Genomic DNA, 25,223 nt, shown 5'->3' on the forward strand with positions numbered 1-25,223 from the left:
ATGAGCCAGACCATCACCCCCGAATTGCGCCGCTGGATCATCGAGCAGGCGTCCGCCGGCTTCACCCCCGAGGTGGTGCTGGCCTCCATGGTGTCCTCCGGCTGGCAGGAGTCGGTGGCCGTGGCGGCGCTCGAGAGTACGCTGCGCGAGCACCTGCGCGCCCAGGCCGCCAAGCCCCCGGTGGTCGCGCCTGCGGCCCAGCCCGATGCGGCTTCCACCGCGGCGGGCGTGCCGGTGCCCGACTTCGCTCTGAGCCAGTCCCCGCGCCAGATCGACGCGGGCGACCGTTTGGTGGACGTGATCGCCACGCTGAACCACCCGCGCGTGGTGGTGCTGGGCAACCTGCTGAGCGCCGAAGAGTGCGAGGCGCTGATCGCATCCGCGCGCCCGCACCTGGCGCGCTCGCTCACGGTGGAAACCAAGACCGGCGGCGAAGAGCTCAACCCCGACCGCACCAGCAGCGGCATGTTCTTCACCCGGGGCCAGACGCCCGAGGTGGCCGCCGTGGAGGCGCGCATCGCGCGGCTGCTGAACTGGCCGCTGGAGAACGGCGAGGGCTTCCAGGTGCTCAACTACAAGCCCGGCGCCGAGTACAAGCCGCACTACGACTACTTCGATCCCGCCGAGCCGGGCACGCCCACCATCCTGCGGCGCGGCGGCCAGCGCGCTGCGCAACGCTGGTGATGTACCTCAACGAGCCCGCGCGCGGCGGCGGCACCACCTTCCCCGACGTGGGCTTCGAGGTGGCGCCGGTGCGCGGCAACGCCGTCTTCTTCAGCTACGACCGGCCCCACCCCTCCACCCGCACGCTGCACGGCGGCGCGCCCGTGATCGAGGGCGAAAAATGGGTCGCCACCAAGTGGCTGCGCGAACGCGAATTCATCTGACACTCTCATGTCCCAGAACACCCCCGAACAGTCCCAGCTCGGCCGCGCCTCGGCCTACGTCGACCAGTACGACGCCTCGCTGCTGTTTCCGCTGCCGCGCGAAACCAAGCGGCGCGAGATCGGCATCACCGGCAGCGTGCCCTTTCTGGGCGCCGACCTCTGGACCGCCTTCGAGCTGAGCTGGCTCAACCCGCGCGGCAAGCCCATGGTCGCGCTGGCTCACATCACCGTGCCCTGCGAGAGCACGCACATCGTGGAGAGCAAGTCGTTCAAGCTCTACCTCAACAGCTTCAACAACACGCCGTTTCCGAGCGCCGACGCGGTGCGCGACCGCATCCGCGCCGACGTGAGCGCCGCGATCTGGCACGGCGGCCCGATCCAGGCCAGCGCCGGCGTGAAGCTGCTGCTGCCCGAGCACTTCGACCGCGAGCCGGTGCACGAACTCAGCGGCCTGTCCATCGACCGGCTCGACGTGGAGTGCACGCGGTACCAGCCCGCGCCCGAGCTGCTCTCGGCCGCGCTCGATGAGCAGCCCGTGACCGAGACCCTGGTGAGCCACCTGCTCAAGAGCAACTGCCTGGTGACCGGCCAGCCCGACTGGGGCAGCGTGCAGATCAGCTACAGCGGCCCGCAGATCGACCAGGCCGGCCTGCTGCAGTACATCGTGAGCTTTCGCAACCACAACGAATTCCACGAGCAGTGCGTCGAGCGCATCTACATGGATGTCTGGCAGCGCTGCAAGCCGGCCAAGCTCACGGTTTACGCGCGCTACACGCGCCGGGGCGGGCTGGACATCAACCCCTGGCGCAGCAGCCACCCGCAATCGCCGCCGGCCAACGTGCGCACCGCGCGGCAGTGAGCCGGCTGGTTCAGAGCATCTTCTGGATCAGCGCGCCCTTGAACAGCACCGGCCCGGTGGGGCCGCGCTCGCTCGGCACGCCGCCCTTGGGCTCCAGGCTGATCGCCAGGGTCGGCACCTCGCGCACATCGCCCTCGCCAGCGGCGAGCTGCAGCAGGCGCTCCTGACCCAGCACGCCGAGCGAGCGCGGGCCGCCGGACGGCGGCAGCGCCCAGAGCTGCAGCGACTTGTCGCTCGCTTCCTGGAAGCCGCTCACGCGCTGCAGCGTGAGCTTCCTGCTCTTGGGATCGAAGGTGACCAGCATGGACGCGCTGGCCTGGTCGTCGTGCAGCACGGCCACGTACTCCACCTGCGGCGTTGCTTCGAGTTGGGCTTGCAGCTCGCTGATTCGCGTGCCCAGGTTGTCGCGCAGGCCGACGGCCGTGACCACGGCCAGCACGGTGGCCAGGGCGCCGGCCGCGGTGGCGCCGCGCCACAGCGCCAGGCTGCGCAGCCAGCCGCCCCGGCCGTTGGGTGGGGTGGCACGCGCGGCGGCCATGGCCTGCTGGTCGTTGTCGGCGCGCACCAGGTTCTCGATGCGCGTCCAGACCGCCGGGGCCGGCTCGCTCGGGGCCTGCAGTTCGTTCATGCTGGCCACGCGGCTCTGCCACACCAGGGCGGCGGCGCGCACCGGCGCCTGTTCGCGCGCCATGGCTTCGAAGCGGCGGCGCGCGCCGCCGCGCAGCGTGCCCAGCGCGTGGGCCGCGGCCAGTTGGTCCAGCAGTTCGGGGTGTTTCATGAGGTTCATGGCGAGGTCCTCACGCGAAGCGCGCCATGCAGGTGCGCAGCTGGTCCAGCCCCCGGCGGATCCAGGTCTTGACCGTGCCCAGCGGCAGCTTGAGCTGCTCGGCCAGCTCGCTGTGGCTCAGGTCGCGCAGGTAGGCCAGGCTGACCACCTCGCGCTGGCGGCTTTCCAGCTGGCCCAGGCACTGGTGCAGCGCCCAGGCCTGCTGGCTCGCCAGGCTCACGTCCATGGGGTTGGGAGACGTGCCCTCCATCGTGTCGGCCATCACGTCGTCGATTTCGTCGGTGAGGTGGGCGCGCTCGGCGCTGCGCCGGCGCAGGGCATCGAGTGAGCGGCTGCGCACGATCAGGCCGAGCCAGGCCATGGGCGGGCTCAGGCTGGCGCGGTAGTCGCCGGCCGAGCGCCAGATCTGCAGGAAGGTTTCCTGCAGCACGTCCTCGGCCCATTCGTGCTTGTTCACCACGCGCAGTGACAACCCGTAGAGCTTGGACGACACCAGGTCGTAGAGGCCCTTGAGCGCGGCCTCGTCGCGCTGGGCGATGCGGTCGAGCAGGGCGATGAGGGTGTCGTCGGGTTGGTCGCTCATGCGCGCATTGTGGGGCTGCGGGGGCTCCTGCGGGGCATTGCCGGGCCGGCTCCACACCAGCACGGGGCGGGAACCGCGCGCGGTGGGGCGGGGAATGTCGGGGCGTTGAGGGGGTGGTGAGGGCTTCATGGCCCTCTGGATACGCACCCGGGGCGCGCCTGGATTCAGCCGGGTGCTCAGGCCGCCCGCTGGAAGCCTTCGAGCAGGTTGACGGCGTTGGTGCCGACCTCGTCCACCGCGTAACCGCCCTCGAAGGTGAACACCGTGGGCAGGCCCGCGCTGGCCAGCGCCGCGCCGACGGCGGCGTAGTCGCCGGTCTGGAGCGTGAAGCCGGAGATCGGATCGCCCTCGAAGGTGTCCAGGCCCAGGGGCGCCACCAGCGCATCCGCACCGAAATCGCTCACCGCGCGCAGGGCGGTGTCGAGTGCCGCGCGCCAGGCCTGCACGCCGGTGCCGCGCGGCAGCGGCAGGTTGAGGTTGAAACCGGTGCCCGCGCCCGCGCCGCGCTCGTCCGCGTGGCCGAGGAAGAAGGGGTACTCGGTCGCCGGGTCGCCGTGGAGGGAGACCGTGAGCACGTCGGCGCGTTCGTAGAAGATGGTCTGCGTGCCGTTGCCGTGGTGGTAGTCCACGTCCAGCACCGCCACCTTGGCGTGGCCGGCGTCGCGCAGCGCCTGCGCGGCGATCGCGGCGTTGTTCAGGAAGCAGTAGCCGCCCAGAAAATCAGGCCCCGCGTGGTGGCCGGGCGGGCGCGAGAGCGCGAAGGCGCTGCGATCACCACCCGCCACGGCCTGCGCCGCCGCGAGCGCGCAGGCCGCGCCGCCGCGCGCGGCGGCCCAGGTGCCGGCGGTCAGGGGTGAGCCGGAGTCGAAGGAGAACAGGCCCAGGCGCGCCGCGAAGTTGTGCGGCAACACGTCGTTGCGAAAGCCGTGCCGGTTGGCCAGCGGCCACACCGAGGGCAGGGCGTCGCGCTGCGCGTTGGCCGGGTCCATGCGCACCCAGTCGTCCCAGGCGGTGGCGCAGGAAAGCCAGGTAGCGCGCGTCGTGCACGCGGGCGATGGCGGTGTCCAGCGCGGCGGCGTCCACGGCCGGCGGGGTGAGGGTCCCCAGCGGGCGGCGCTGCAGTTCGGCGAGCACGAAGTCCAGCCGCGCGGGCACCTCATGGCAGGGCACCATGCGGCCGCGAAACATTTCCTGCTGGCCGGCGTGGCCGGCGTGGTGGGGGTTGTGAAAGGTTTTCATGCGCTGGCGAACGATGGGGGACGCCCATCGTAGCGAAAGCGGCCGCCTCAGGCCGCCAGCGCCAGCTCCACCTGCCGGGGCTCGGACCGGCGCAGCAGGCCGAACAGGTCCTTCGGGTCGGCCAGCGCGGGGATCAGCGGCAGCGCCTGGCCCAGGCCGAGCTCGCCCGCGACCTCGCGCAGGAAGCGCAGGGCCGAATAGTCTTCCAGCGCGAAGCCGACCGAGTCGAACAGCGTGACCTGCGCCGCGCTGGCGCGGCCGGGGGCGTTGCCCTCGAGCACGTGCCAGAGTTCGGTCACGGCGAAGTCGGCGGGCAGGTGCTGCAGGTCGCCTTCGATGCGGGTCTGCGGCTCGTACTCGACGAAGACCGAGGCCATGCGCAGCACGTCGGGGTGCAGCTCGGTCTTGCCCGGGCAGTCGCCGCCCACGCCGTTGATGTGCATGCCGGGCTCGATCAGGTCGGGCGTGAGGATAGTGGCGTTGGTCTTGTCGGCGGTGACGGTGGTCACGATGTCGGCGCCGCGCACCGCCTGGGCGATGCTGTCGCAGGCGAGCAGCCTCAGGCCGGGCTGGCCCGCGAGGTTGTCCATCAGCTTGCGCGTGGCGGCGGGGTCGGTGTCGTACAGACGGATCTCGTCGATGCCCATGAGGTGGTGGAAGGCCAGGGCCTGGAACTCGCTCTGCGCGCCGTTGCCGATCAGCGCCATGCGGCGGCTGTTGGGGCGGGCCAGCGCGCGCGCGGCCACCACCGACATGGCGGCGGTGCGCAGCGCGGTGGTGAGCGTGAGTTCGCTCAGCAGCACGGGCACGCCGGTGCGCACCTCGGCCAGCACGCCGAAGGCCATCACCGTGGGCAGGCCGCTCTGGGTGTTCTTGGGGTGGCCGTTGACGTACTTGAAGGCGTAGGTGGTGTCGTCGGCGATCGGCATCAGCTCGATCACGCCGTCGGTGGAGTGGCTGGCGCACGCGCGCCGACTTGTCGAACGAGGGCCAGCGCAGGTAGTCGGCGTGCAGGGTGCCGGCCAGGCGGTCCAGCGCGGCGGGCAGGCCCAGGCGGTGGACGAGGGTGCGCAGCATCCTGGGCGCTGAGGAACAGGGTGGGCAGGGAGGACGAGGTGGCGGCTTTCATGGGGAATCCTTGGGTGATGTCCTCAGTGTCGCCAAGCGCTCGCTCAATGTAAATCGTCAACTGTGCTTGAATTTCGACAGAAAATTGTCAAAAAGTCAGCCTCGGATCGCATAATGCCCGAATGGACGCCCTGGACCAGCAACTGATCGGCCTTTTGCGCAAGGACGCGCGCACCAACGTGGCCGCGCTGGCCAAGAAGCTGGGCGTGTCGCGCGGCACGGTCACCAACCGCATCGCGCGGCTGGAGGACAGCGGGGTCATCGTGGGCTACACGGTGCGCCTGCGGCCCGATGCCAAGCCCGACGAGATCAGCGCCTGGATGAGCGTGGCGGTGGAAGGCAACCAGACGCGCGCGGTGATCGCCAGCCTGCTGGGCGAGCCCGGCGTGGCCGAGCTGCACGACACCAATGGCCGCTGGGACCTGCTCGCCGAGCTGCGCGCGAGCAGCCTGGCGGAGCTGTCCCAGGTGCTGGAGCGCATCCGCCTCATCCGCGGCATCAGCAGCACCGAGACCAGCCTGCACCTGGCGACGTACCGTCTGTCCTAGCCCAGGGCCTTGAACGATGGCAGCTCGGCCAGCGGCGTGAACTGGCCGGCGCGCTTGTCCTTCATCGCGCTGATGGCCTCGCGCACGTGGGCGTTGCTCCACACCGTGCCCTGCAGCCAGCCCATCTGGCGCAGGCTGTCTTCCACCGAGTGGTCGCGCGCGTAGGTCACGGCCTGTTTGGTGCCCCAGATCGCCACCGGGGGCTTGGCGGCGATTTCCTTCGCGCACTGCAGCGCGGCGGCCACCGTGGCTTCGGCGGTGTCGAACACCTCGTTGACCAGGCCGTGGCCCAGCGCCTTGCCCGCGGGCAGGCGGCGGCCGGTGTAAGCCAGCTCCTTCACGACGCCGAAGGGGATCAGCTTGGGCAGGCGCTGCAGCGTGCCCACGTCGGCCACCATGCCGATGTTGATCTCCTGGATGCAGAAGAAGGCGTCGGCGCTCGCGTAGCGGATGCAGGCCGCCGTGACCATGTCCACCGCGCCACCGATGCATCCGCCCTGGATGGCGCAGATCACCGGGATGCGCAGGTTTTCGATCTTGGTGAAGGTGGCCTGCATGTCGGTGAGCAGGTCGTAGATGGCCGCGCGGCCTTCGGGGCTCTGGTCGTCCATCTGGATCGCGCCGCCGAAGGTCTCCAGCGCCATGCCGGCGCTGAAGTGCTTGCCCGTGCTGCTGATGACCAGCGCGCGCGCCTGGCCCTCGTGGTGGATCCGCGTGAGCAGCTCGTCGAGCTCGCGCCAGAAGGTCGGGTGCATGGTGTTGAGCTCGGCGGGCCGGTTCAGCACCAGGTGGGCAATGTGGTCGGTCGTGCTGAGGGTGAAGCAGGTCGGTGCGGTCATGGCGGGCTGGTCTCGGTGGTGGTGGGCAACGGACCACTGTAGTCCGCGCGCGCCACGGGGACTGTCCCGGCCCGGACGGCCCGCCGCTCAGTTGTACGGCCCCAGCCAGTCGCAGCGCAGGCGGTGCGACCGGTGCACCTTGCGGCGCCAGCGCACGTACAGCCCGGGCGCCCAGATGCCCATCACGCAGAAGGGCAGCAGCCACAGGGCCTCCGAGAAAAAGGCCGGCACGCAACCCACCCAGCCCATCACCCAGAACGTGAGCATGCCGTCCCACAGCTGGTATTCCAGCGGGTGGTCCCGGCGGTGCGCCACGTGCCAGCGTTTGATGCGCTCCAACTCGTCAAGCCTGAGACAGAGATTCATGGCAGACCCCTCGGGAATGCGGCTGACATCCAGTCTCTGACACTGTAAGTTTGGCGTCAGCTTCCGTCAATGGCGGCCGCGCGGCCTCAGAACAATTGGGCCGGCTCCGGGGGGCGCTCGGGCTCGGGCGGCACCTCGCCGAGCTTGGCCAGCGAGCCCACGCGCACGCCCAGCAGGCGGATGCGGCGCGTGAGGTCCACCCGCTTGAGGCACAGGCCGGCGTGGCGGCGGATGCTGGTCGCGTCGCTGGTGAAATGGGCGATCGTGCTGTCGCGCGTGACGATCTGGAAGTTGTCGTAGCGCAGTTTCACGCCGATGGTCTTGCCCACGTAGCCCTTGCGCTGCAGGTCGTCGGCCACCTGCTCGCACAGCTGGGTGAAGATGGCGCCGAGCTCGGCGCGGTCGCGCACGGCGTGCAGGTCGCGGTCGAAGGTGGTCTCGCGGCTCATGCTCACGGGCTCGCTCTCGGTCTGCACCGCGCGCTCGTCGCGGCCCCAGGACACCTCGTGCAGCCAGGCGCCATAGCTCTTGCCGAAGTGCTCGACCAGCCAGGGCCGTTCGCGCTGCGCGAGGTCGCCGATGGTGTGGATGCCGTGGCCCTGCAGCTTGGCATCGGCCTTGGGGCCCACGCCGTTGATCTTGCGGCAGGGCAGGGGCCAGATCAGCGTCTGCAGGTCGTCCATGTGCACGATGCTGATGCCATTGGGCTTCTGGAATTCGCTCGCCATCTTGGCGATCAGCTTGTTCGGTGCCACGCCGAGGGAGCAGGTCAGGCCGGTGGCCTGGAAGATGCTCTTCTGGATCAGGCGCGCCAGCACGCGCCCGCCCTCGCGCTGGCCACCGGGCACGTCGGTGAAGTCGATGTAGACCTCGTCCACGCCCCGGTCTTCCATCACCGGCGCGATCTCGCGGATGGTGTGCTTGAACAGGCGCGAGATGCGGCGCACCTCGTCGAAGTCCACCGGCAGCAGGATGGCCTGCGGGCAGAGCTTGGCCGCTTTCATCAGGCCCATGGCCGAGCCCACGCCGAACTGGCGCGCCGCGTAGGTGGCGGTGGTCGGCGACGCCGCGGCCGACGTAGTGTTCCAGCAGGGGAAAGAACTCGATCGGGATGTGGGCCAGGTCCTCGCCGGTCCATTCGCGTTCGGGGTAGGTCTCGCGCAGCCGCGCGAACATGTCGTCCTCGCGCCGCCGCCCGCCGCCGATCACCACCGGCAGGCCCTTGAGCTGCGGGTAGCGCAACAGCTCGACGGACGCGAAGAAGGCGTCCATGTCGAGGTGCGCGATGCGCCGGATGCGGGCCGTGGGAGAGGTCACGGCGGTGAGCATAGCGGCAGTGGTGCCGCCCTCACGGTCAGGTCGGGTACGTGCCCGGCAGCAGGATGCCTTTATCGACCTTCTCGATCTGCGTGTGGCCGCAGAAGGCCATGGTGAGGTCGAGCTCCTTGTGCAGGATCTCCAGGCACTTGCTCACGCCGGCCTCGCCCATGGCCCCCAGGCCGTACAGCATGGGCCGGCCGATGTAGACGCCCCGGGCACCGAGCGCGCGCGCCTTGAGCACGTCCTGCCCGCTGCGGATGCCGCCGTCCATGTGCACCTCGATCTGGCTGCCCACCGCATCCACGATCGCCGGCAGCGCCTCGATGCTGCTTTGCGCGCCGTCGAGCTGGCGGCCGCCGTGGTTGCTCACGATCAGCGCGTCCGCGCCCGAGGCCACGCACAGCTTGGCGTCCTCCACGTCCTGGATGCCCTTGAGGATCAGCTTGCCGCCCCAGCGCTTCTTGATCCATTCCACATCGCCCCAGTTGAGCGAGGGGTCGAACTGCCTGGCGGTCCACTCGCCCAGGCTGCCCATGTTCTCCACGCCGCTCACGTGTCCGACGATGTTGCCGAACTGCTTGCGCTTGGTGCCCAGCATCCCCAGCGCCCAGCGCGGCTTGCAGGCGATGTCGAGGATGTTGGCCAGGGTCATCTTGGGCGGCGCGGTCAGGCCGTTCTTCAGGTCCTTGTGGCGCTGGCCGATGATCTGCAGGTCCAGCGTCAGCACCAGCGCGCTGCACTTCGCGGCCTTGGCGCGGTCGATCAGGCGCTCGATGAAAGCGCGGTCGCGCATCACGTAGAGCTGGAACCAGAAGCCTTCGCCCGCGTGCTGCGCCACGTCCTCGATCGAGCAGATGCTCATGGTGGAGAGCGTGAACGGGATGCCGAACTTGCGCGCCGCGCGCGCGGCCAGGATCTCGCCGTCGGCATGCTGCATGCCGGTGAGGCCGGTGGGCGCGATCGCCACCGGCATCGCCACCTCCTGGCCCACCATGGTGCTGCGCGTGCTGCGGTTCTCCATGTTCACCGCCACGCGCTGGCGCAGCTTGATCTTCTGGAAGTCGGCGTTGTTGGCGCGGTAGGTGCCCTCGGTCCACGAGCCGCTGTCGGCGTAGTCGTAGAACATGCGGGGCACGCGCCGCTGGGCCAGGACGCGCAGGTCCTCCACGTTGGTGATCACGGTCATCTCGAAAGTCTCCGGTGTTTTGGGTGTCGTGGCATGTTAGCCGCGCGCCCCGGCCCTCGCTTGTGAAAGCGGGTGGCGCGGCTTTGAAATTTTTGCTGCGGTGCCGCAGCGCTGGGGGGACGGACGGCGGAACCGCCCCCGGGTCGCGGGAGTCCCACCGCCATGAAGCTGAACGCCCTGACCCTTGTCGTCGCCCTGGCGCTGCCCGGCGCGGCCCTGGCCGCCGATGTCTTCCGCTGGGTGGACGAGCGCGGCCAGACCGTCTACGGCACCCAGGTGCCGCCGCAGCACCGGGCCCGGGCCGTGCCGGCCGATGCGCCGCTGCCGCCCGGCACCAGCGCGTGCGAGGCGCGCTGGCACCGCTACCTGGCCAGCGCCGCGTGCTTCGACCAGTACCGCGTGGTCGGCGGCGGCCTCAAACCCGAGGCCTACCGGCGCTGCACCGAGGTGCCCCAGCCCGATCCCTGCACCTGAGCGCGAGCCCGAGTCGGGCCACGGGTTCACTGCGCGGTGATCTTCTGCTCGCGGATGACCTTGCCCCACTCGGCGGACTCGCGCACGATGTCGGCGGCCAGGGGTCCGGCCGGCATGTAGGCCGGCACGGCGCCCTGCTGCGCGGCGATCTGCGCGATGTCCGGCGCTTCCATCACGGTGCGCAGCGAGTCGCTCAGGCGCTCCACGATGGCGGCCGGCGTGCCGGCCGGTGCCAGCACGTACAGGCGCGGCACGGCGGAGAAGCCGGGCAGGGCGTCGGAAAGCGGCGCGATGTCTTCGGCGCCGGCCAGCTTCACCGGGTTCATCACGGCCACGGCGCGCAGCTTGCCTGCCTTGGCCTGGGCGATGGCCGAGGTCGCGCTCACCACACCGAAGGGCACCTGGCCGCTCATCACGTCGGGCACGATCTGCGACGCGCCCCGGTAAGGGATGTGCACGACGAACGTGCGCGCCTGGCCCTTGAGCATCTCGAAACCCAGGTGGTGCACCGTGCCCACGCCCGAGGTGGCGTAGGAGTAGCGGCCGGGGTTGTCCTTGAGCAGCTTCACGAACTCGGCCGGCGTCTTGGCGGGCACCTCGTTGTTCGCCACGATCACCAGCGGCAGGGTGAACACACCCGCCACCGGCGTGAAGGCCTTGATGGGGTCGAAGCTCATGCGCGGCTGCAGGTGCTGCGCGATCAGCAGCGAGCTGTCGCCCAGCATCAGGGTGTAGCCATCCGGCGCGGCGCGCGCCACCGCGTCGCCCGCAATCAGGCCGGCCGCGCCGGTGCGGTTGTCCACCACCACCTGCTGGCCGAGCAGCGTGGACAGGCGCGGCGCGATCAGCCGCGCCATGGCATCGACGCCGCCGCCCGCCGAGTAGCCGACCAGCAGGCGCACCGGCTTGCTGGGCCAGGCCTGCGCCCAGGCGCTGGTGCCGAGGGTCGCGGCCAGGGCCAGGACCAGCGCGGAGCGCCGGCCCAGGGAGAAGCGGTTGTTGAGGTTCTGCATGTCTTGTCTCCGTTTTTATCGTGGGGAATCTTTTTCAGGCCTTGCCGGCACCGCGCGAGCCCGGGCGCCTGGCGAGTTCCGCCAGCCGCTCGGGGTTGGGCTTGAAGCCCAGGCCCGGTGTCTCGGGCAGGCGCAGCACGCCGCGCTCGGGTTTGGGCAGGTCGTCGAAGACCAGCTCGCAGCACTGCACGGCCACCGAGTGGTATTCCACCAGCGAGCCGTTGGCCAGGCCGGCGTGCAGGTGCATGTTGTGGTGCGGCCAGGCGCCGCCGTTGGCGAAGCGCGTGTTGAAGGCCGCTGTCATGCCCGCGATGCGGCTGCACTGCGTGAAGCCGCCGCTGATGCAGGCGTTGGGCTGCACCACGTCCACCGCCTGCGCGACCAGCATGTCGCGAAAGCGCGAGGCCAGGCCTTCGTTCTGTCCGGCGGCCAGCGGGATGGACGTCTTGGCGCGCAGGCGCGCGAGGTTGGGAATGTCGTTCTGCGACACCGGCTCCTCGAAGAAGCTGATGTCGTAGGGCTCCACCTTCCTGGCCAGCGACAGCGCGTGGAAGTAGTCCAGGCTGCAGTTGGCGTCGATGTAGATCTGCACGTCCGGCCCCACCGCCTCGCGCACCGCGCGGATGCGCTGCACGTCTTCGGCGATCACCTGGTCCAGCGGGCGGGGTTCGTCGCGCCGCTGCAGCGCGTGGTGGCCCACCGTCATCTTCAGGCGCGAGAAGCCCCGGCCCACCCACTCGCGCGCAGCGGCGGCGAGCTCGTCGCGGTCGAAGAAGTTGAAGCCGAAGGTGGCGTACACCGGCACCTCGGCGCGCGCGCCGCCGAGCAGGCGCCAGCAGGGCTCGCCCAGCGCCTGGCCCTTGATGTCCCACAGCGCGAGGTCGATGGCGGCGATGGCGTGGCTGGCGTAACCCGACTGGCCGCGCGGCGTGAGCAGCCAGTAGAGGCGCTCCCAGACCTGCTCGTGGCGCATCGGATCCATGCCCACCAGGTGGTGCGCGGCGATGTCGTTGACGATGCTGCCGATCACCTCTTCCTCGGTGATGGCGGTCATGCCGGTGCCGATGAGGCCGGTGTCGGTTTCGATGGTGACGAGGCAGACCGAGAGGCTGGTGGTCTGGCTGCGGCTGGGGGATTGCACGGTGACGGGCAGGTTCAGCGGCGTGGCGCTGACGCGGGCGATTTTCATGAAGTCTCCGGCGCGGCCGGGGCGGCGGCGCTTGTGTTGTGGGGTCTGGGGGCCAGTGTAGGAACGGCCCCGTGTGGGCCGCAATGGCGTGCGGCAAAGGCTGCTTTCGCGTTTCGCGAAAGCCCGATCAGCGGGAGGTCAGCGCGCGGATCAGCGTGAGCGCGGCCGGTGCCGGCGGCGCGTCGGTGCGGGTGGCGATGTGGTGGGTGCGCCGCGCCCAGGGGTCGGACAACGGCACCGCCGCCAGCGGCAGGTGCGCCAGCTGGGGCGCGATCGCCTCCAGCGGCAGCACGCCCACGCCCAGGCCGGCGGCCACCATGCGGCACACGGCGTCGAAGCCGCGCATGCGCATGCGCACGTGCAGCGGCTGGCCCGCGTCGGCGGCCGAGGCGAGCAGGCGGTTGGACAGGGCGGTGCCGTCGGTGAGCGTGATGAAGGGCTCGTCCAGCGCGTCGGCCAGCCGCAGCCGGCGGCGCGTCGCCAGGCGGTGCGCGCGCGGCGTGAGCAGCACCAGGGTGTCGCTGAAGAAGGGCGTGAAGGCCAGGCCGGCGGGCGGCACGGGCAGGTCCACCACGCCGAAGTCGGCGCGGCCTTCGATCAGCGCGAGCGGGATCTCGGGGCTGCCGCGCTCCTCCAGGTCGATGCGGATCAGCGGGTGCGCCTTCATGAACTGCGCCAGCCGCTGCGGCAGCACCTCGAGCAGGGCCGAGGTGTTGGCCAGCACGCGCACATGGCCTTGCAGGCCCTCGCTGTAGCCGCGCAGGTGCTGGGCCAGCCGGTCGGCGTCGGTCAGCAGCGCGCGGCTGCGCTGCACCAGCATCTGGCCCGCCGGCGTGAGCTGCACGCCGCGCGATGAGCGCTCGAACACGCGGAAGCCCAGCGACTCCTCGAGCGCCGTGATGCGCGAGCTGGCGGCGGCCACCGCCAGCTGCAGGCGTTCGCTGGCGGCGCTGATGGAGCCGAGGTCGGCCGCCGCCACCACGACGCGCAGGGTGCTCAGGTCAATGGCTTCTTGCATGCTCTTTCACTCCCGCGCCGCGCACCTCGAAACGCACCTCGTCCAGCACCGTGCCGCGCGCATCGGTGAGTTGCATCACATGCCGGCCCGGCCAGGGCAGCCACTGCAGCCGGGTGCCCTGGCCCAGGGGCTTGCCGTCCAGGCGCCAGCGGCCGCCCGCGCCACTGGCCACGAAGCTCAGGCGCTGGCGGTTGGGCGGGATGTCCGGGTCCAGGGCGACGATGGTGCCCGGAGCCGGGCTGCGGATGCGCAGCGCGCTGCCCGGCGCCCTCGCCGGGGCCGGCGTGTCCATCGCGAAGCGGGCCTGCTCGGTGCCGACGAGGAACCATTCGCTGCGCGCCGCTTCCAGTGGCCGCGCGCCATCCGTGCCTTCGAACGAGGCGCGCGCCTGCACCAGGCCGGCCGGTGGCCGCGGCGCGCGGCTGGGCGTGTGGGCGTGCAGGTGCTGCATGACGGTGGCCCAGACGGGTGCCGCGCCGCTGGTGCCACTCACATCCCACATCGGCGCGCCGCTGGCGTTGCCCACCCACACGCCGACGGTGAAGCGCTCGGACCAGCCCACCGCCCAGTTGTCGCGCATGTCCTTGCTGGTGCCGGTCTTCACGGCGGCCCAGAAGCGCGTGGCCAGGATGCTGTCCGTGCCGAAGGTGCGCGCGCGCGCGTTGCTGTCGCTCAGGATGTCGCCCACGATGAAGGCGGCGCGCGGGTCGATGGCCGGCGCGGCCTGCGGCGGCGAACCCACGGGGCCGTGGCGCCCGCCGTTGGCGCAGCGTGCGGAAGGCGTTCGTCAGCGCGAGCAGCGGCACCTCGGCGCTGCCCAGGGCCAGGCTGTAGCCGTAGTAGCCGGCGGGCTCGCGCAGGGGCAGGCCGAGCGCGCCGAGCTGGTGGTGAAACGCGTCGGGCGAGACCATGACCAGCGCGCGCACCGCCGGCACGTTGAGCGACGATGCCAGCGCGGTGCGCGCGGACACCCAGCCTTTGAAGCGGCGGTCGTAGTTCTGCGGGATGTAGAGGCCGCTGGTGGTGGGGATTGCGGCGGGCGAGTCCTCCAGCAGGGACGCGGCCGTCATGCGCCGCTCGGCGATGGCCTGGGCGTAGAGGAAGGGCTTGAGCGTGGAGCCGGGCTGGCGCGGCGCCGTCACGCCGTCCACCTCCGACGCGGCGCTCAGCTCGCCCGAGGAGCCGACCCAGGCCAGCACCTCGCCGCTGGCGTTGTCGAGCACGACCAGCGCGCCGTCCTGCACGTGGCGGCCCTTGAGCTCGCGCAGGTGGCGCTGCAGCGTCTGCACGGCGAAGCGCTGCAGCGGGGCGGACACGGTGGAGCGCACCGTCTGCGCGGGCCCGGCCGCCAGCACGCGCCGGGCGTGGTGGGGCGCGATGCCTTCGCTGGCGGTGAATTCGCGGCCTTGCAGGGCAATGGTGGTCAGGATCTTCATTTCGCCGCAGTCCACCGGCGTGCCGGCCTGCATGAGCTGGAGCACGCCGCAGGCGCGCTGCGCGACCTGCGCGGGTTTCGCGTTGGGTGCGCGCACCAGGGCGGCGGCCACGGCGGCTTCGCGCTCGTCCAGACCGTGGGCGGCCTTGCCGAACAGCGTGCGCGAGAGCGCATCGATGCCGACCAGTTCGCCCCGGAACGGCACGAGGTTGAGGTAGGCCTCCAGGATCTGGTCCTTGCGCCAGCGCCGCTCCAGCTGCTGCGCGGCCACCGCCTGGCCGAGCTTCTGCGTCAGGCGGCGGCCGCCCGCGCCGCGCTGCAGCTCGCCATCGGGCTCGTCGAGCAGGGCCGCCAGCTGCATGGTGATGGTCGAGGCGCCGCGCGTGCGGCTGTTCCAGAGGTTGCCCCAGGCCGCGGCCGAGACGGCGCGCCAGTCCACGCCGCTGTGTTCGTGGAAGCGCTTGTCCTCGCTGAGCACCAGGGCCGTGCGCAGCGCGGGCGACACGTCGGCCAGCGCGATCCACTCGCCCCGGCGCTCCTGGTGGTCGATGCGCACGCGCTGCAGCAGCTCGCCCTGGCGATCGAGCACCCGCGCCTCGGACGAGCGCCAGCCGGCGTGCACCTCGGCGAAGCTTGGCAAGGCCTGTGCCGGCAGCGCCAGGCCCAGGCCGAGCGCGGTCGCCGCGAGCGCGTGGCGCAGGTTCACCGCACGGCCTCCACCTTCACGCGGGCGTTCGGCGTTTCGCCGAACATCTCGGGCGCGTACATCGCCTCCACGCGGCTGGGCGGCAGCGAGAACTCGCCGACGTTGTTCAGGCGCACGGTGTATTCCATCTTGAACACGCCCTTGGGCACGTACTCGTAATAGCTGCGGTAGGCCTCGAAGCTGCGTTCCTCGAAGGCCGGCCAGGCGTTGCCGGCCGGGCTCTTCTGGCCCGAAGTCGCGATCTGCGAATCGCGGCCCAGCCCGCCGCCGAGGATGGTCGCGCCGCCCGGGATCGGGTCGGTGACCACCACCCAGGTCATGTCGGCGGAGGCGTTGACCTCCAGCGCCACGCGCCACACGTCGCCGCGCGTGTGCGTGCCGCTCACGGCCTGTTCCACCGGCGTGATGCTCTTCTTGATCGTGTAGCCCGCGCTGAACGGCGCCTTGAGCGGGACGGCGGCGAGGGACTGCAGCGTGAGCCAGGGCTTGCCGCTGCCCTGGTGGGCCACGCTCAGGGTGCCCTTGCCACCGTCGGCCAGCCAGGGCAGGAAACCGGTGTTGTTCTTCAGATTGCCCGGGCCGGCGGGGGCGCCGAACCAGGTCGTCTGGTTCGGTGCACCGAGCGCATCGCTGGTCTTCACCCGATCGACCTTGGCCCAGTCGATCGCGGCGGCACCCGTGCCCAGGGTGGCGCGCGTCGTGCCCGCGACGGGAGTGGCTTCGAACCTGGCCGAGAACTTCTCCAGCGCCAGGCCGCCCCAGAGGTTGGCGGTCGTCGTGTGCCAGGCGCCGCTTTGCTGGCGGCCGATGAAGCCGCTGGCCAGCCGGCCCATGTCGTCCTGCCAGGCCGGGTCGTTCATGACGGTGAGCATCAGGCGCGCGGTGTTCACGTCGCCGTTCGCCATGAGCCACCACCAGTAGTCGTCCTGCTCGGTGCTGAACACCAGCTTCGTGCCCTGGAAGCTCAGGCGCGCGCGCAGCACCTGCATGGCCTCGGCCAGGCGCTGCTCGCGCTGCGGCACGTCGCTCACGCGCTGGAGGATGTTGACCCAGTCGATCACCGCGCTGGTGGGCCACTGGTTGGGCGCGAGGGTGACGCTGCCCAGCATGCGGCCGCGCGCCTTGCCGTAGCGCGAGAGGGCCTCGATGGCGGCGAGTTTGCGCACGTCCAGGTCCTTGCGCGGGCTCCAGAACTCGCGCGAGATGCGGCCTTCGACAAACGCGATCAGGCCGCGCTCCATCGGCGCGCGGACCTCGTCCGGCAGGCCGAAGGCCGGGTCGAGGGTGGCCGCCTCGTGCGTGGCCGCCAGCAGGTAGGCTGTGAGGATGTCGCTGCCGCGGTTGGCGTCGCCTTCGCGCGGCGGGAAGTAGTTGGCCAGGCCGTCGGCGTCGAGGTAGTTGGGCAACTGCGCCACCACGCCCTGCCAGAGCCTGGCGTCTCGCAGGCCCACGGCCTTGCTGGTCTTCTGCTCCAGGCAGACGAAGGGGTAGTTGGCGAACCAGTCGCGCACGCCGGGCAGGCCCTCGGCCAGCTTGGGCTGCAGCGCGAGCTTCAGGCCGCCCCGGCCCGGCAGCGCGCCGGCTGGCGGCGCCACGTCGAGGTTGAACGCGCCATCGACCTGCACCAGCGTGGCCTGCTGCACCGTCAGCGGCACGGCGGGCACGATGCGCTGCCGGGCCTTGAGCGCGTCCTTCGCGCCACCCAGCGTGTCCCTCGCCTCGATCTCCCACAGGATGGCTTCGGCGCGCGTCTGCGTGAGCTGTGCGGGCGCGGTCACCGTCCAGGCGACCTCGCGCGCCTCACCGGCCGGGATGTCCACCGTCTGCGGCGCGAGCTCGAGCAGCGTGGCGCGCGGCGACACGGCCACCTTCATCGCCTTCTGGGTGGTGTTGCGCAGGGTGAGCTGCGCGCGGAACTGGTCGTCCTCGCGCACCAGCGGCGGCAGGCCGCTGATGATCTGCAGGTCCTGCGTGGCGCGCACGCTGGTCTGACCGGTGCCGAAGAGGCCGGTGCCCAGGTCGGCCACGGCGACGATCTGGAAGGTGGTGAGCGCGTCGTTGAGCGGCACCGTGACGACGGCCTGGCCCTTCGCGTCCAGCGTCACCCTGGGGTTCCAGAGCAGCAGGGTGTCGAGCAGTTCGCGCGCGCCGCTCTTGCCGCCGCCGCCACCGGCCGGCACCGCCTTGCGGCCGTAGTGCCGCCGGCCGATGATCTCCATCTGCGCGGTGGACGTCTCCACGCCCCAGGCGCGTTGCTGCAGCATGGCGTCGAGCAGGTTCCAGCTGCGGTTGGGCATGAGTTCCAGCAGGGCCTGGTCCACCGCCGCGAGCGCCACTTCCGCGTTTGCCGCCGGCTGGCCGTTGGGCAGTTTCGCGCTGATGGTCACCTTCGCCTGACCGCGCACCGGGTAGGTCTCCTGGTCGGCCTTGACGCTCACATCGAGCTGGTGCGCCCGCGTGCCGACGCGGATCTCGGCCAGGCCCAGGCGGAACGCCGGCTTGCTCAGGTCCACCAGCGCGGTCGGCGCCACGTACTCGCGGCCCTCGTACCAGAACGAGGTCCACCACTCGCGCGGGGCTTTGTAGCCCCAGGTGAAGAACGAGTACCACGGCACCTCGCGCAGCCGACCGCGCAGGGCCAGCACGCTCACGTACACGTTGGGGCCCCAGCCTTCCTGGATCTTCAGTTGCACCGTCGGGTCCTGCCCGTTGAGCTGGACCACCTGCGATTCGAGGATGCCTTCGCGCTCCACCGTCAGCAGCGCGGTGGCGAAGCGGAACGGCATGCGCACCTGGAACTTCGCGGTCTCGCCGGGCTGGTAGCTCTTCTTCTCGGGCAGCAGGTCGATGCGGTCGTGGTTCTCGCCGCCGAACCAGAGCTCGCCCTGGCGCGTGACCCACACCGAGCTGGCGGCCTGGATGCTCAGGCCCGCCGCGTCCTGCGCGGTCACGATGAGTTCCACCTCGCCCGGTTCGCCGAGCTTGGTTTCGCACAGCAGCAGGCCGCGCGCGTCGCTCTGGCCGCTGCAGACCGTACCGAGGTCCTTGGTCTGCGTCTGGTTGTCGTAGGTGTAGAAGCCGCCCACCATGCGCTTGCGGCTGGTGGTGGTGATGTGGGCCACGGCCTTCACGCTCAGCGCGACCTTGGCCGCGGGCTTGCCCGCCAGGTCCAGCGCCAGCGCCTGGAACTTGATTTTCTGGCTGGCCGACACCCAGCCTTCGGTCTTGATGCCCGCCACCACGTTCGCCGGCCACACGGTGGAGACGCTGCGCAGCGTCTGCACCTCGCCGTTCGGGTCAGCGTAGGTGGCCTCCAGCAGCAGTTCCTGCGGCTGAGGGGCGGTGGGCACCTGCTCGATGGTGAGCGCGCCCGCGCCGTTGCGGTCCAGCGTGACGGGCAGTTTGTCCGCGATGACGCGCTGGTCCTGCGAGGCGGCGGCTTCTTCCTCGCCGTCTTCATGCCCCGGCGCGCCGTCCGCGCGGGGCGGCTGGAAGCTGAAGCCGTCGAAGTCGCGGAAGCTCAGGGCCTTGTCGCGCACCAGGGCCGATACGCGCACCGGCAGGTTGGCCGCGCCGCCGCCCGAGACGTAGCTGACCTGCAGCTGGGTCGGCACGGTCTTCACGTTGACCAGCGCCTGGTTCGCCTGCGGCGCGATGCGGCCTTCGAGCACCGGCAGCCGGAACTCCTCCACGCGGAACTCGCCGCTGCTGTATTGGCGCTGGCGCTCGTCGGCGCTTTTGAGCACGACCTCGTAGTTGCCCAGCTTGGCACCGGCCGGCACGGCAAAGCTGTTTTCCGCGCTCTGGCCGCCCGTGGCCGTCTTGCGCCAGGCCACGGGCTGCGTGAACTGCTGGCCGCTGCCGGTGTGCGTGATCACCAGGGTGTCGGGCAGGGTTTCCGGCAGGCCGAAGCCCTGGCTGGTTTCGGTGCGGATCAGGTGCTTCATCGACACCGTCTCGCCGGCGCGCAGCAGCGTGCGGTCGAACACCGTGTGGGCGCGCGCGTCCGGGCGCGGATCGCGGCTGGTCGGCACGTTGAAGCGCCAGGGCTCGATGCCCCGGTACCAGTCGCTCCAGGTGAAGGCCATGTCCTCCGTGGCGCCATCCTTGAGCCGCGCGCTGACGAAATAGGCCTGCGTGCTTTCACCGTCCCCGCTGTTGCAGCGCGGTGCTTGCGGCGGCACGCCCTTGAGCTCGGCCACACCCTGGGCGTTGGTGGTGGCCGTGGCCACTTCCTTGCCGACGCAGTCGGACACGCGCACCAGGGCGCCCGCGGCGGGTTTGCCCTTGTCCAGCGTCGTCACCCAGGCCAGCGCGTTTTCGCGGCCCAGCTTGAAGTGCACGCCCAGGTTGGTCACCAAGGCGGAGGTGCGCACGTACATCGTGCGCGAGCCGCCATAGCGTGCGTCCAGCAGGGCGCCACCCAGGGCAGGCGAGGCGATCTCCACGACGTGGAAGCCCGGCGTGAGTGGGATGCCGACCACCTCGAAGGGGCGCGGGTCGCTGGCGGCGGGTTGGGGCAGGCTCATCGCCTTCACGCCGGCCTGGCCCTTGAGCAGCGACACGGCGCGCGACTCGACCCAGCGCTTGTCCCGGTCTTCCAGCACCTTGGGCAGCGGGCCCACCGTGTCGGCCTGCGCCTGTTTGCGCGAGACGTTGAACTGGTCGTAGCGCTGCAGCTTGCGGAACCAGGCAATGATCTCCGCGTCGGTTTTGGGCTGCAGGTCGTTCACCTGGCCGGGGCTGAGGCCTTGCACCTGCAGCGCGGCCTCGACGTTGCGCAGGGTCACGGGCAGCAGCGGGGTGCCGCCGGGTTCGGCGAAACGCTCGACGATGCCGAAGGGCGAGGCGGCGAACTTGGCCAGCGGGGGCATGGCGCCCGTGCGCACCGGCAGCGGAAAACTGTCGGCGTTGGCCGGCGTGCGGCCCGCGTCGTCCTTGAAGTTCTTGGGCAGTTCGATGGTGAACGCGGTCTGCTCGGCGAAAGGCGGCTTGAACGTCAGCTCGGTGACCACGCTGTCGCCGTCGGCGTTCTCTTCTTCGAACACCGGCTTGTGCGTCTGCTGGGCCGACTTCAGGCGGATGCCCTCGGCCTGCTTGCGCGGCACGGGCGCGCTGAAGTTGAGCGTCATCGGCCGGATCGGCAGGCAGGCGGCCTGAGCGTTCTCGCGCTCGCAGCTGAAGCCGACCGTCAGGGCCTCGCGCACCTGGAAGTCGAAGCGCTTCTCCACGGTGTTCGCAATGCCCGAGGGTGCTGCGCAACGCCCTTGCCGTACACGAGGGAGACCTTGGTGTCGGGCGTGAAGCGGCGGTTGCACGAGAGCGTCACATAACGCTGCGGCTCCTTGTCCGCCAGCTTGTCCCAGCCGTTGGCTTTCAGCAGCTCGCCGCGGTCCTTGCCTTCGATGAGCCGGATCGGCACCCGCTCGCCCAGGCCCTCGACCGCGCACCACACCTGGGACTGCAGGCTGGCCGCCGTCGCCGCGCCGTTGAGCCGCAGCACGAAATACTGTTCTTCGTCGATGCGCGACGAGGGGCCCGGGCGCACCTGCTGCACGAACGGGCCGCCGGTGTTGAAGCCGGTGCGGGTCACGGGCAGTTCCAAGCCCTTGGGCGACTTGAAGCCGCTTTTCACCTGCACTGTGCAGTTCACGCCGGGCGGCAGGTCGTTCTCGAACTCGAAGGCCCATTCGCGGTCGCTGGTCCAGCGGCCGTTGCCCCGGGTGGCCTGGGCGTCGCTGCAACTGAGCGACACGGGAGCGGGGGCTTTGGCGTCGCCGAAGTTGACGGCGCTGTCGTTGAACTTGACGACCACTTGGCGCACCCGGGCCACTTCGCCCTGGGGTGAAACGCTGGTGATCTGCAGCGCGGACGCGGGCAGGGCGATGGCCAGCCACGCGGTGGCGGCAAAGCGGAGCGGGATGTTGTTTTTCAAGGCTTCCTCCATGGCAGACGCCAAGGGTAGCTGAAAGCCCGCCGCCGCCCGTGTGCCCGCCGTGGCGGGCCGAGGGGTTTCAGCCCAGGCGCTTGCGGTGGCGCGCGATCTGCGCCAGCACCTGGGCCGGCGCGGTACCGCCCAGGGTGTTGCGCGCGTTCAGGCTGCCGCGCAGGCTCAGGCACTCGTACACGTCTTTCTCGATCGAGGCGTTGAAGCCTTGCAGCACGGTCAGCGGCAGCTCGGACAGGTCGCAGTTGTGCGAGACGGCGGCCTTGACGGTGTGTGCCACCGTTTCGTGCGCGTCGCGGAAGGGCAGGCCCTTCTTCACCAGGTAGTCGGCCAGGTCGGTCGCCGTGGCGTAGCCCTTCTTGGCGGCTTCTTCCATCGCCACGGCGTTGACGGTGATGCCGCCTTCCTTGGTGCCCGTGGCCGGGTTCAGCTGGCCGCCCACCATCTCGCCGAAGATGCGCAGCGTGTCCTTGAGCGTGTCCACGGTGTCGAACAGCGGCTCCTTGTCTTCCTGGTTGTCCTTGTTGTAGGCCAGCGGCTGGCCCTTCATGAGCGTGATCAGTCCCATGAGGTGGCCGACCACGCGGCCGGTCTTGCCGCGCGCGAGCTCGGGCACGTCGGGGTTTTTCTTCTGCGGCATGATGGAACTGCCGGTCGTGAAGCGGTCGGCGATCTTCACGAAACCGAAGTTCTGGCTCATCCAGAGAATGAGTTCCTCGCTGAAGCGGCTGATGTGCACCATGCACAGGCTGGCCGCGGCGGTGAACTCGATCGCGAAGTCGCGGTCGCTCACGCCGTCCAGGCTGTTCTGGCACACCTGCGGCTCGCCGCGCTCGTCCACCATGCCCAGGGTGCGCGCCACGCGCTCGCGGTCCAGCGGGTAGGTGGTGCCGGCCAGCGCGGCGCTGCCCAGCGGCAGGCGGTTGGTGCGGCGGCGCACGTCGGCGAAACGCTCGGCATCGCGCGAGAACATTTCCACGTAGGCCAGCAGGTGGTGCGCGAAGCTCACCGGCTGCGCCACCTGCAGGTGGGTGAAGCCGGGCAGGATCACGTCCACGTTCTTCTCGGCCACCGCCACCAGCGCGGTCTGCAGCTCGTCGAGCAGCGGGACGATGAGGTCGATCTCGCCGCGCAGCCACAGGCGCACGTCGGTGGCGACCTGGTCGTTGCGGCTGCGGCCGGTGTGCAGGCGCTTGCCGGCGTCGCCCACGAGCTGGGTCAGGCGGGCCTCGATGTTGAGGTGCACGTCCTCCAGGTCGAGCTTCCACTCGAACTCGCCGGACTCGATCTCGGCCGTGATCTGGGCCATGCCGCGCTGGATGGCCTCGAGGTCGGCGGCACCGATGATGGCCTGGTGCGCCAGCATCTCGGCGTGGGCGAGGCTGCCGGTGATGTCGGCTTGCCACAGGCGTTTGTCAAAGAAGACGCTGGCGGTGTAGCGCTTGACCAACTCGCTCATGGGCTCCGAGAATAGGGCGGACCAGGCTTCGGATTTTTTGTCGAGTTGGTTGGTGGACATGGTGTTACCAGCGGCTGGATGGAAAAAGGAAGGAGCGCGAGTGCGCCAGGGATGGGGCTTGGGGCAGTGGGCCCTGGGCCGGTTGGCGGCGCGGCAGACCCCTGTAGAGGCCCTCACGGGGCCGACCCGAAGACGGATGTGCTTCCCATGAAAGATTCCAGAATTTTATCGAGCTTCCAGGAACTGGCGCATGCCGCGGGTGCGCGCCCGATCGCGGACATGCCCGAGGACCTGCGCGCGCGGGTGCAGGTGTTCGACACCTGCCAGGTCGGCACGGTGCTGCGCGCGGTGCTGTTCGTGCAGGCCATCGTGGCGGTGGCGGCCCTGTTCGGCGCCCAGACCTTCATTGCCTGGGTCACGCAACTGGCCATCTACACCGGCGCGGCCTTGCCCGCCGTGCTGGCCTGGCTGCTGACCGTGTGCGGCCTCAAACGCCAGCTGGGCCTGCTGCCGATTCCGGGCCAATGGGCGGCGGCGGTCGGGTTTGGTGCGCTTTCGGGGCTCTACGGTTGCGGCCTGCTGGTCTGGATGGGCCTGGTGGAGCCCTCGCCCTGGCTGGCCAGCGCCGCCTCGGGGGCGCTGGTGTCGGCGGTGCTGGTGGCCGCGCTGATGTGGCGTTCCAAGGCGCGCGGACCGGCCGGCGCCACGGCCCGCCTGGCCGAGCTGCAGGCGCGCATCCGGCCGCATTTCCTGTTCAACACGCTCAACAGCGCGATCGCGCTGGTGCGCGAGGAGCCGGCGAAGGCCGAAAACTTGCTTGAGGACCTGAGCGAGCTGTTCCGCCACGCGCTGGCCGACGCCAAGGAGGCCGTGCCGCTGTGGCAGGAGCTGGAGCTGGCCGAGCACTACCTGGCCATCGAGCAGGTGCGCTTCGGCGAGCGGCTGAAGGTGGAGTGGAGCGTGGACGACACGGCGTCCAAGGCCAAATTGCCTCCCCTCATCCTGCAGCCGCTGGTGGAGAATGCGGTCAAGCACGGGGTGGAGCCCAGTGCCAGCGGGGCGGTGGTGCGCATCAGCACCCAGCGCCGGGGCAGTGTGGTGGTGATCAAGGTCACCAACACCGTGCCGGCAGGCAGTGGGCGGCGAGGCAATGGTCTGGCATTGGACAATGTGCGCCAGCGCCTGACACTGCTGCATGATGTACAAGGGCGCTTTCAGAGCGCCTTGGTGAATGGCGTGTTTCAGGTGAGACTTGAAATACCGGTATAAGCGGGGTTTGAATGAACCCCCGAACCGGATCTGGCAACGGAGCGTGACATGGCACTGAAGGTACTGATCGTTGACGATGAAGCGCTGGCGCGATCCCGGCTGCGCACGCTGTTGGGCGAATGCACCGAGCCACGGGCCGATGTGGTGGGTGAGGCGTCGAACGCGGTGCAGGCGATGGAGCAGATCCAGCGCACGGGTTGTGACCTGGTGATGCTGGACATCCACATGCCGGGCGTGGACGGCATGGCGCTGGCGAGCACGCTGCGCCAGATGGCGGCGCCGCCGGCGATTGTGTTCGTGACGGCTTATGCTGAGCATGCGGTGCATGCGTTCGAGCTGGAGGCGGTGGATTACCTGACCAAGCCGGTGCGGCGCGAGCGTCTGCAGCAGGCGTTGCAGAAGGTGATGAAGCAGCGCAGCGCGGGCGAGGGTGTGCAGGACGGGGGTTTGCCCGAGAGCCTGATCATTCAGGAGCGGGGCCGCAGCGAGCGGGTGGCGCTGGCCGATGTGATCTACCTCAAGGCCGAGTTGAAATACATCACCGTGCGCACGGCGGACAAGGAACACATCTTCGACGGCGCTTTGAGCGATCTGGAACAACGCTATGCCCACCTGTTCGTGCGGGTGCACCGCAACGCGCTGGTGTCGCGCCGGGCGGTTCGCGCGGTTGAGAAGCACAACGATCCGGTCGAGGGCGAGGGCTGGATGGTGCGGCTCGATGGGGTCGAGGAACGCCTGGCCGTTTCTCGCCGTCAACTGGCGGCGGTTCGTGAAGCGCTCATGAGCTGAGCTTCTTTCGTTGGCGTTGCTCCGGTCGCCAGCGGCTGGGGTGATCGCCTCCGCGAATGTCCCCCGAACCGGCTTCGCCGGTTCTCCTCCTTTACTTCGCTGCGGCGATCACCCCAGCCACCGGCGACCTCCCCGGCGAGCGGAGCGGTGGATGTCTGCTCTCTTTGACGTCACTGGCGCGA

The 25,223-nt window shown here is 70.3% G+C and carries 14 protein-coding genes and 6 pseudogenes; 6 read left to right on the forward strand and 14 right to left on the reverse strand.

All coding sequences use genetic code 11. The features are described from left to right. Positions 1 to 887: pseudogene (locus tag ACFJGX_RS10420) on the forward strand (2OG-Fe(II) oxygenase). A 7-nt stretch (positions 888 to 894) separates the two neighbouring features. Next, complete coding sequence (queF, locus tag ACFJGX_RS10425) at positions 895 to 1,746, forward strand: NADPH-dependent 7-cyano-7-deazaguanine reductase QueF (protein WP_382321517.1); 852 nt, start codon at positions 895 to 897, stop codon at positions 1,744 to 1,746. Positions 1,747 to 1,756: 10 nt separating this feature from the next. On the opposite strand, the gene ACFJGX_RS10430 is transcribed toward queF, so the two are convergent. The 4 genes and pseudogenes from ACFJGX_RS10430 to ACFJGX_RS10445 form a co-directional block, all read right to left on the reverse strand. Beyond that, positions 1,757 to 2,533 (reverse strand): anti-sigma factor domain-containing protein, encoded by a 777-nt coding sequence (locus ACFJGX_RS10430; protein WP_382321515.1) that lies wholly within the window; start codon positions 2,531 to 2,533, stop codon positions 1,757 to 1,759. Between the two features lie 10 nt (positions 2,534 to 2,543). Next, on the reverse strand, positions 2,544 to 3,116 hold the full coding sequence (locus ACFJGX_RS10435) for an RNA polymerase sigma factor (protein ID WP_382155019.1): 573 nt from the start codon (positions 3,114 to 3,116) through the stop codon (positions 2,544 to 2,546). Between the two features lie 176 nt (positions 3,117 to 3,292). Next, positions 3,293 to 4,355: pseudogene (locus tag ACFJGX_RS10440) on the reverse strand (histone deacetylase family protein). Between the two features lie 47 nt (positions 4,356 to 4,402). Continuing rightward, a pseudogene (locus ACFJGX_RS10445) lies at positions 4,403 to 5,484 on the reverse strand (ornithine cyclodeaminase). A gap of 121 nt (positions 5,485 to 5,605) precedes the next feature. On the opposite strand from ACFJGX_RS10445, the gene ACFJGX_RS10450 reads away from it, so the two are divergent. Beyond that, positions 5,606 to 6,031, forward strand: coding sequence for an Lrp/AsnC family transcriptional regulator (locus ACFJGX_RS10450; RefSeq protein WP_382321513.1), 426 nt, complete (start codon positions 5,606 to 5,608; stop codon positions 6,029 to 6,031). On the opposite strand, the gene ACFJGX_RS10455 is transcribed toward ACFJGX_RS10450, so the two are convergent. The 4 genes and pseudogenes from ACFJGX_RS10455 to ACFJGX_RS10470 form a co-directional block, all read right to left on the reverse strand. Continuing rightward, positions 6,028 to 6,870 (reverse strand): enoyl-CoA hydratase-related protein, encoded by an 843-nt coding sequence (locus tag ACFJGX_RS10455; protein WP_382321511.1) that lies wholly within the window; start codon positions 6,868 to 6,870, stop codon positions 6,028 to 6,030. The genes ACFJGX_RS10450 and ACFJGX_RS10455 overlap by 4 nt on opposite strands. An 87-nt stretch (positions 6,871 to 6,957) precedes the next feature. Continuing rightward, complete coding sequence (locus ACFJGX_RS10460) at positions 6,958 to 7,236, reverse strand: hypothetical protein (protein WP_382155032.1); 279 nt, start codon at positions 7,234 to 7,236, stop codon at positions 6,958 to 6,960. Between the two features lie 86 nt (positions 7,237 to 7,322). Continuing rightward, positions 7,323 to 8,565: pseudogene (locus ACFJGX_RS10465) on the reverse strand (Y-family DNA polymerase). 25 nt (positions 8,566 to 8,590) lie between these two features. After that, complete coding sequence (locus ACFJGX_RS10470; protein ID WP_382321507.1) at positions 8,591 to 9,742, reverse strand: L-lactate dehydrogenase; 1,152 nt, start codon at positions 9,740 to 9,742, stop codon at positions 8,591 to 8,593. 162 nt (positions 9,743 to 9,904) lie between these two features. Between ACFJGX_RS10470 and ACFJGX_RS10475 the strand changes: the two genes are divergently transcribed. Continuing rightward, a complete protein-coding gene (locus ACFJGX_RS10475) occupies positions 9,905 to 10,216 on the forward strand; it encodes a DUF4124 domain-containing protein (protein WP_382321505.1) in 312 nt (103 codons plus the stop codon). 26 nt (positions 10,217 to 10,242) lie between these two features. Here ACFJGX_RS10475 and ACFJGX_RS10480 read toward each other — a convergent pair whose 3' ends face one another. The 6 genes and pseudogenes from ACFJGX_RS10480 to argH form a co-directional block, all read right to left on the reverse strand. Further along, positions 10,243 to 11,229: a Bug family tripartite tricarboxylate transporter substrate binding protein gene (locus ACFJGX_RS10480; RefSeq protein WP_382321503.1), complete on the reverse strand. Its 987-nt coding sequence runs from the start codon at positions 11,227 to 11,229 to the stop codon at positions 10,243 to 10,245. A gap of 34 nt (positions 11,230 to 11,263) precedes the next feature. Next, on the reverse strand, positions 11,264 to 12,418 hold the full coding sequence (locus ACFJGX_RS10485; protein WP_382321501.1) for a mandelate racemase/muconate lactonizing enzyme family protein: 1,155 nt from the start codon (positions 12,416 to 12,418) through the stop codon (positions 11,264 to 11,266). A gap of 127 nt (positions 12,419 to 12,545) precedes the next feature. Next, a complete protein-coding gene (locus tag ACFJGX_RS10490; protein WP_382321498.1) occupies positions 12,546 to 13,436 on the reverse strand; it encodes a LysR substrate-binding domain-containing protein in 891 nt (296 codons plus the stop codon). Next, positions 13,420 to 15,571 (reverse strand): annotated as a pseudogene (gene pbpC / locus ACFJGX_RS10495) (penicillin-binding protein 1C). Before pbpC ends, ACFJGX_RS10490 begins: the two are co-directional and overlap by 17 nt. A gap of 2 nt (positions 15,572 to 15,573) precedes the next feature. After that, a pseudogene (locus ACFJGX_RS10500) lies at positions 15,574 to 21,524 on the reverse strand (alpha-2-macroglobulin). Positions 21,525 to 21,591: 67 nt separating this feature from the next. After that, positions 21,592 to 23,043, reverse strand: coding sequence for an argininosuccinate lyase (gene argH, locus ACFJGX_RS10505; protein WP_382321496.1), 1,452 nt, complete (start codon positions 23,041 to 23,043; stop codon positions 21,592 to 21,594). Between the two features lie 147 nt (positions 23,044 to 23,190). Here argH and ACFJGX_RS10510 point away from each other — a divergent pair, with 147 nt between their 5' ends. Together ACFJGX_RS10510 and ACFJGX_RS10515 are read left to right on the forward strand one after the other, a co-directional pair. Beyond that, positions 23,191 to 24,252, forward strand: coding sequence for a sensor histidine kinase (locus ACFJGX_RS10510; protein WP_382155057.1), 1,062 nt, complete (start codon positions 23,191 to 23,193; stop codon positions 24,250 to 24,252). A gap of 48 nt (positions 24,253 to 24,300) precedes the next feature. Then, positions 24,301 to 25,041: a LytTR family DNA-binding domain-containing protein gene (locus tag ACFJGX_RS10515; RefSeq protein ID WP_291121688.1), complete on the forward strand. Its 741-nt coding sequence runs from the start codon at positions 24,301 to 24,303 to the stop codon at positions 25,039 to 25,041. Positions 25,042 to 25,223: the final 182 nt, after the last annotated feature.

It is taken from the genome of Hydrogenophaga sp. UC242_50 (assembly GCF_042697355.1).
Classification (GTDB): domain Bacteria; phylum Pseudomonadota; class Gammaproteobacteria; order Burkholderiales; family Burkholderiaceae_C; genus Hydrogenophaga.

Excerpts from the sequence above, each read along its gene's own strand:
- queF (WP_382321517.1), top strand. The coding sequence starts at position 895 with ATGTCCCAGAACACCCCCGAACAGTCCCAGCTCGGCCGCGCCTCGGCC.
- ACFJGX_RS10430 (WP_382321515.1), bottom strand. The coding sequence starts at position 2,533 with ATGAACCTCATGAAACACCCCGAACTGCTGGACCAACTGGCCGCGGCC.
- ACFJGX_RS10435 (WP_382155019.1), bottom strand. The coding sequence starts at position 3,116 with ATGAGCGACCAACCCGACGACACCCTCATCGCCCTGCTCGACCGCATC.
- ACFJGX_RS10450 (WP_382321513.1), top strand. The coding sequence starts at position 5,606 with ATGGACGCCCTGGACCAGCAACTGATCGGCCTTTTGCGCAAGGACGCG.
- ACFJGX_RS10455 (WP_382321511.1), bottom strand. The coding sequence starts at position 6,870 with ATGACCGCACCGACCTGCTTCACCCTCAGCACGACCGACCACATTGCC.
- ACFJGX_RS10460 (WP_382155032.1), bottom strand. The coding sequence starts at position 7,236 with ATGAATCTCTGTCTCAGGCTTGACGAGTTGGAGCGCATCAAACGCTGG.
- ACFJGX_RS10470 (WP_382321507.1), bottom strand. The coding sequence starts at position 9,742 with ATGACCGTGATCACCAACGTGGAGGACCTGCGCGTCCTGGCCCAGCGG.
- ACFJGX_RS10475 (WP_382321505.1), top strand. The coding sequence starts at position 9,905 with ATGAAGCTGAACGCCCTGACCCTTGTCGTCGCCCTGGCGCTGCCCGGC.
- ACFJGX_RS10480 (WP_382321503.1), bottom strand. The coding sequence starts at position 11,229 with ATGCAGAACCTCAACAACCGCTTCTCCCTGGGCCGGCGCTCCGCGCTG.
- ACFJGX_RS10485 (WP_382321501.1), bottom strand. The coding sequence starts at position 12,418 with ATGAAAATCGCCCGCGTCAGCGCCACGCCGCTGAACCTGCCCGTCACC.
- ACFJGX_RS10490 (WP_382321498.1), bottom strand. The coding sequence starts at position 13,436 with ATGCAAGAAGCCATTGACCTGAGCACCCTGCGCGTCGTGGTGGCGGCG.
- argH (WP_382321496.1), bottom strand. The coding sequence starts at position 23,043 with ATGTCCACCAACCAACTCGACAAAAAATCCGAAGCCTGGTCCGCCCTA.
- ACFJGX_RS10510 (WP_382155057.1), top strand. The coding sequence starts at position 23,191 with ATGAAAGATTCCAGAATTTTATCGAGCTTCCAGGAACTGGCGCATGCC.
- ACFJGX_RS10515 (WP_291121688.1), top strand. The coding sequence starts at position 24,301 with ATGGCACTGAAGGTACTGATCGTTGACGATGAAGCGCTGGCGCGATCC.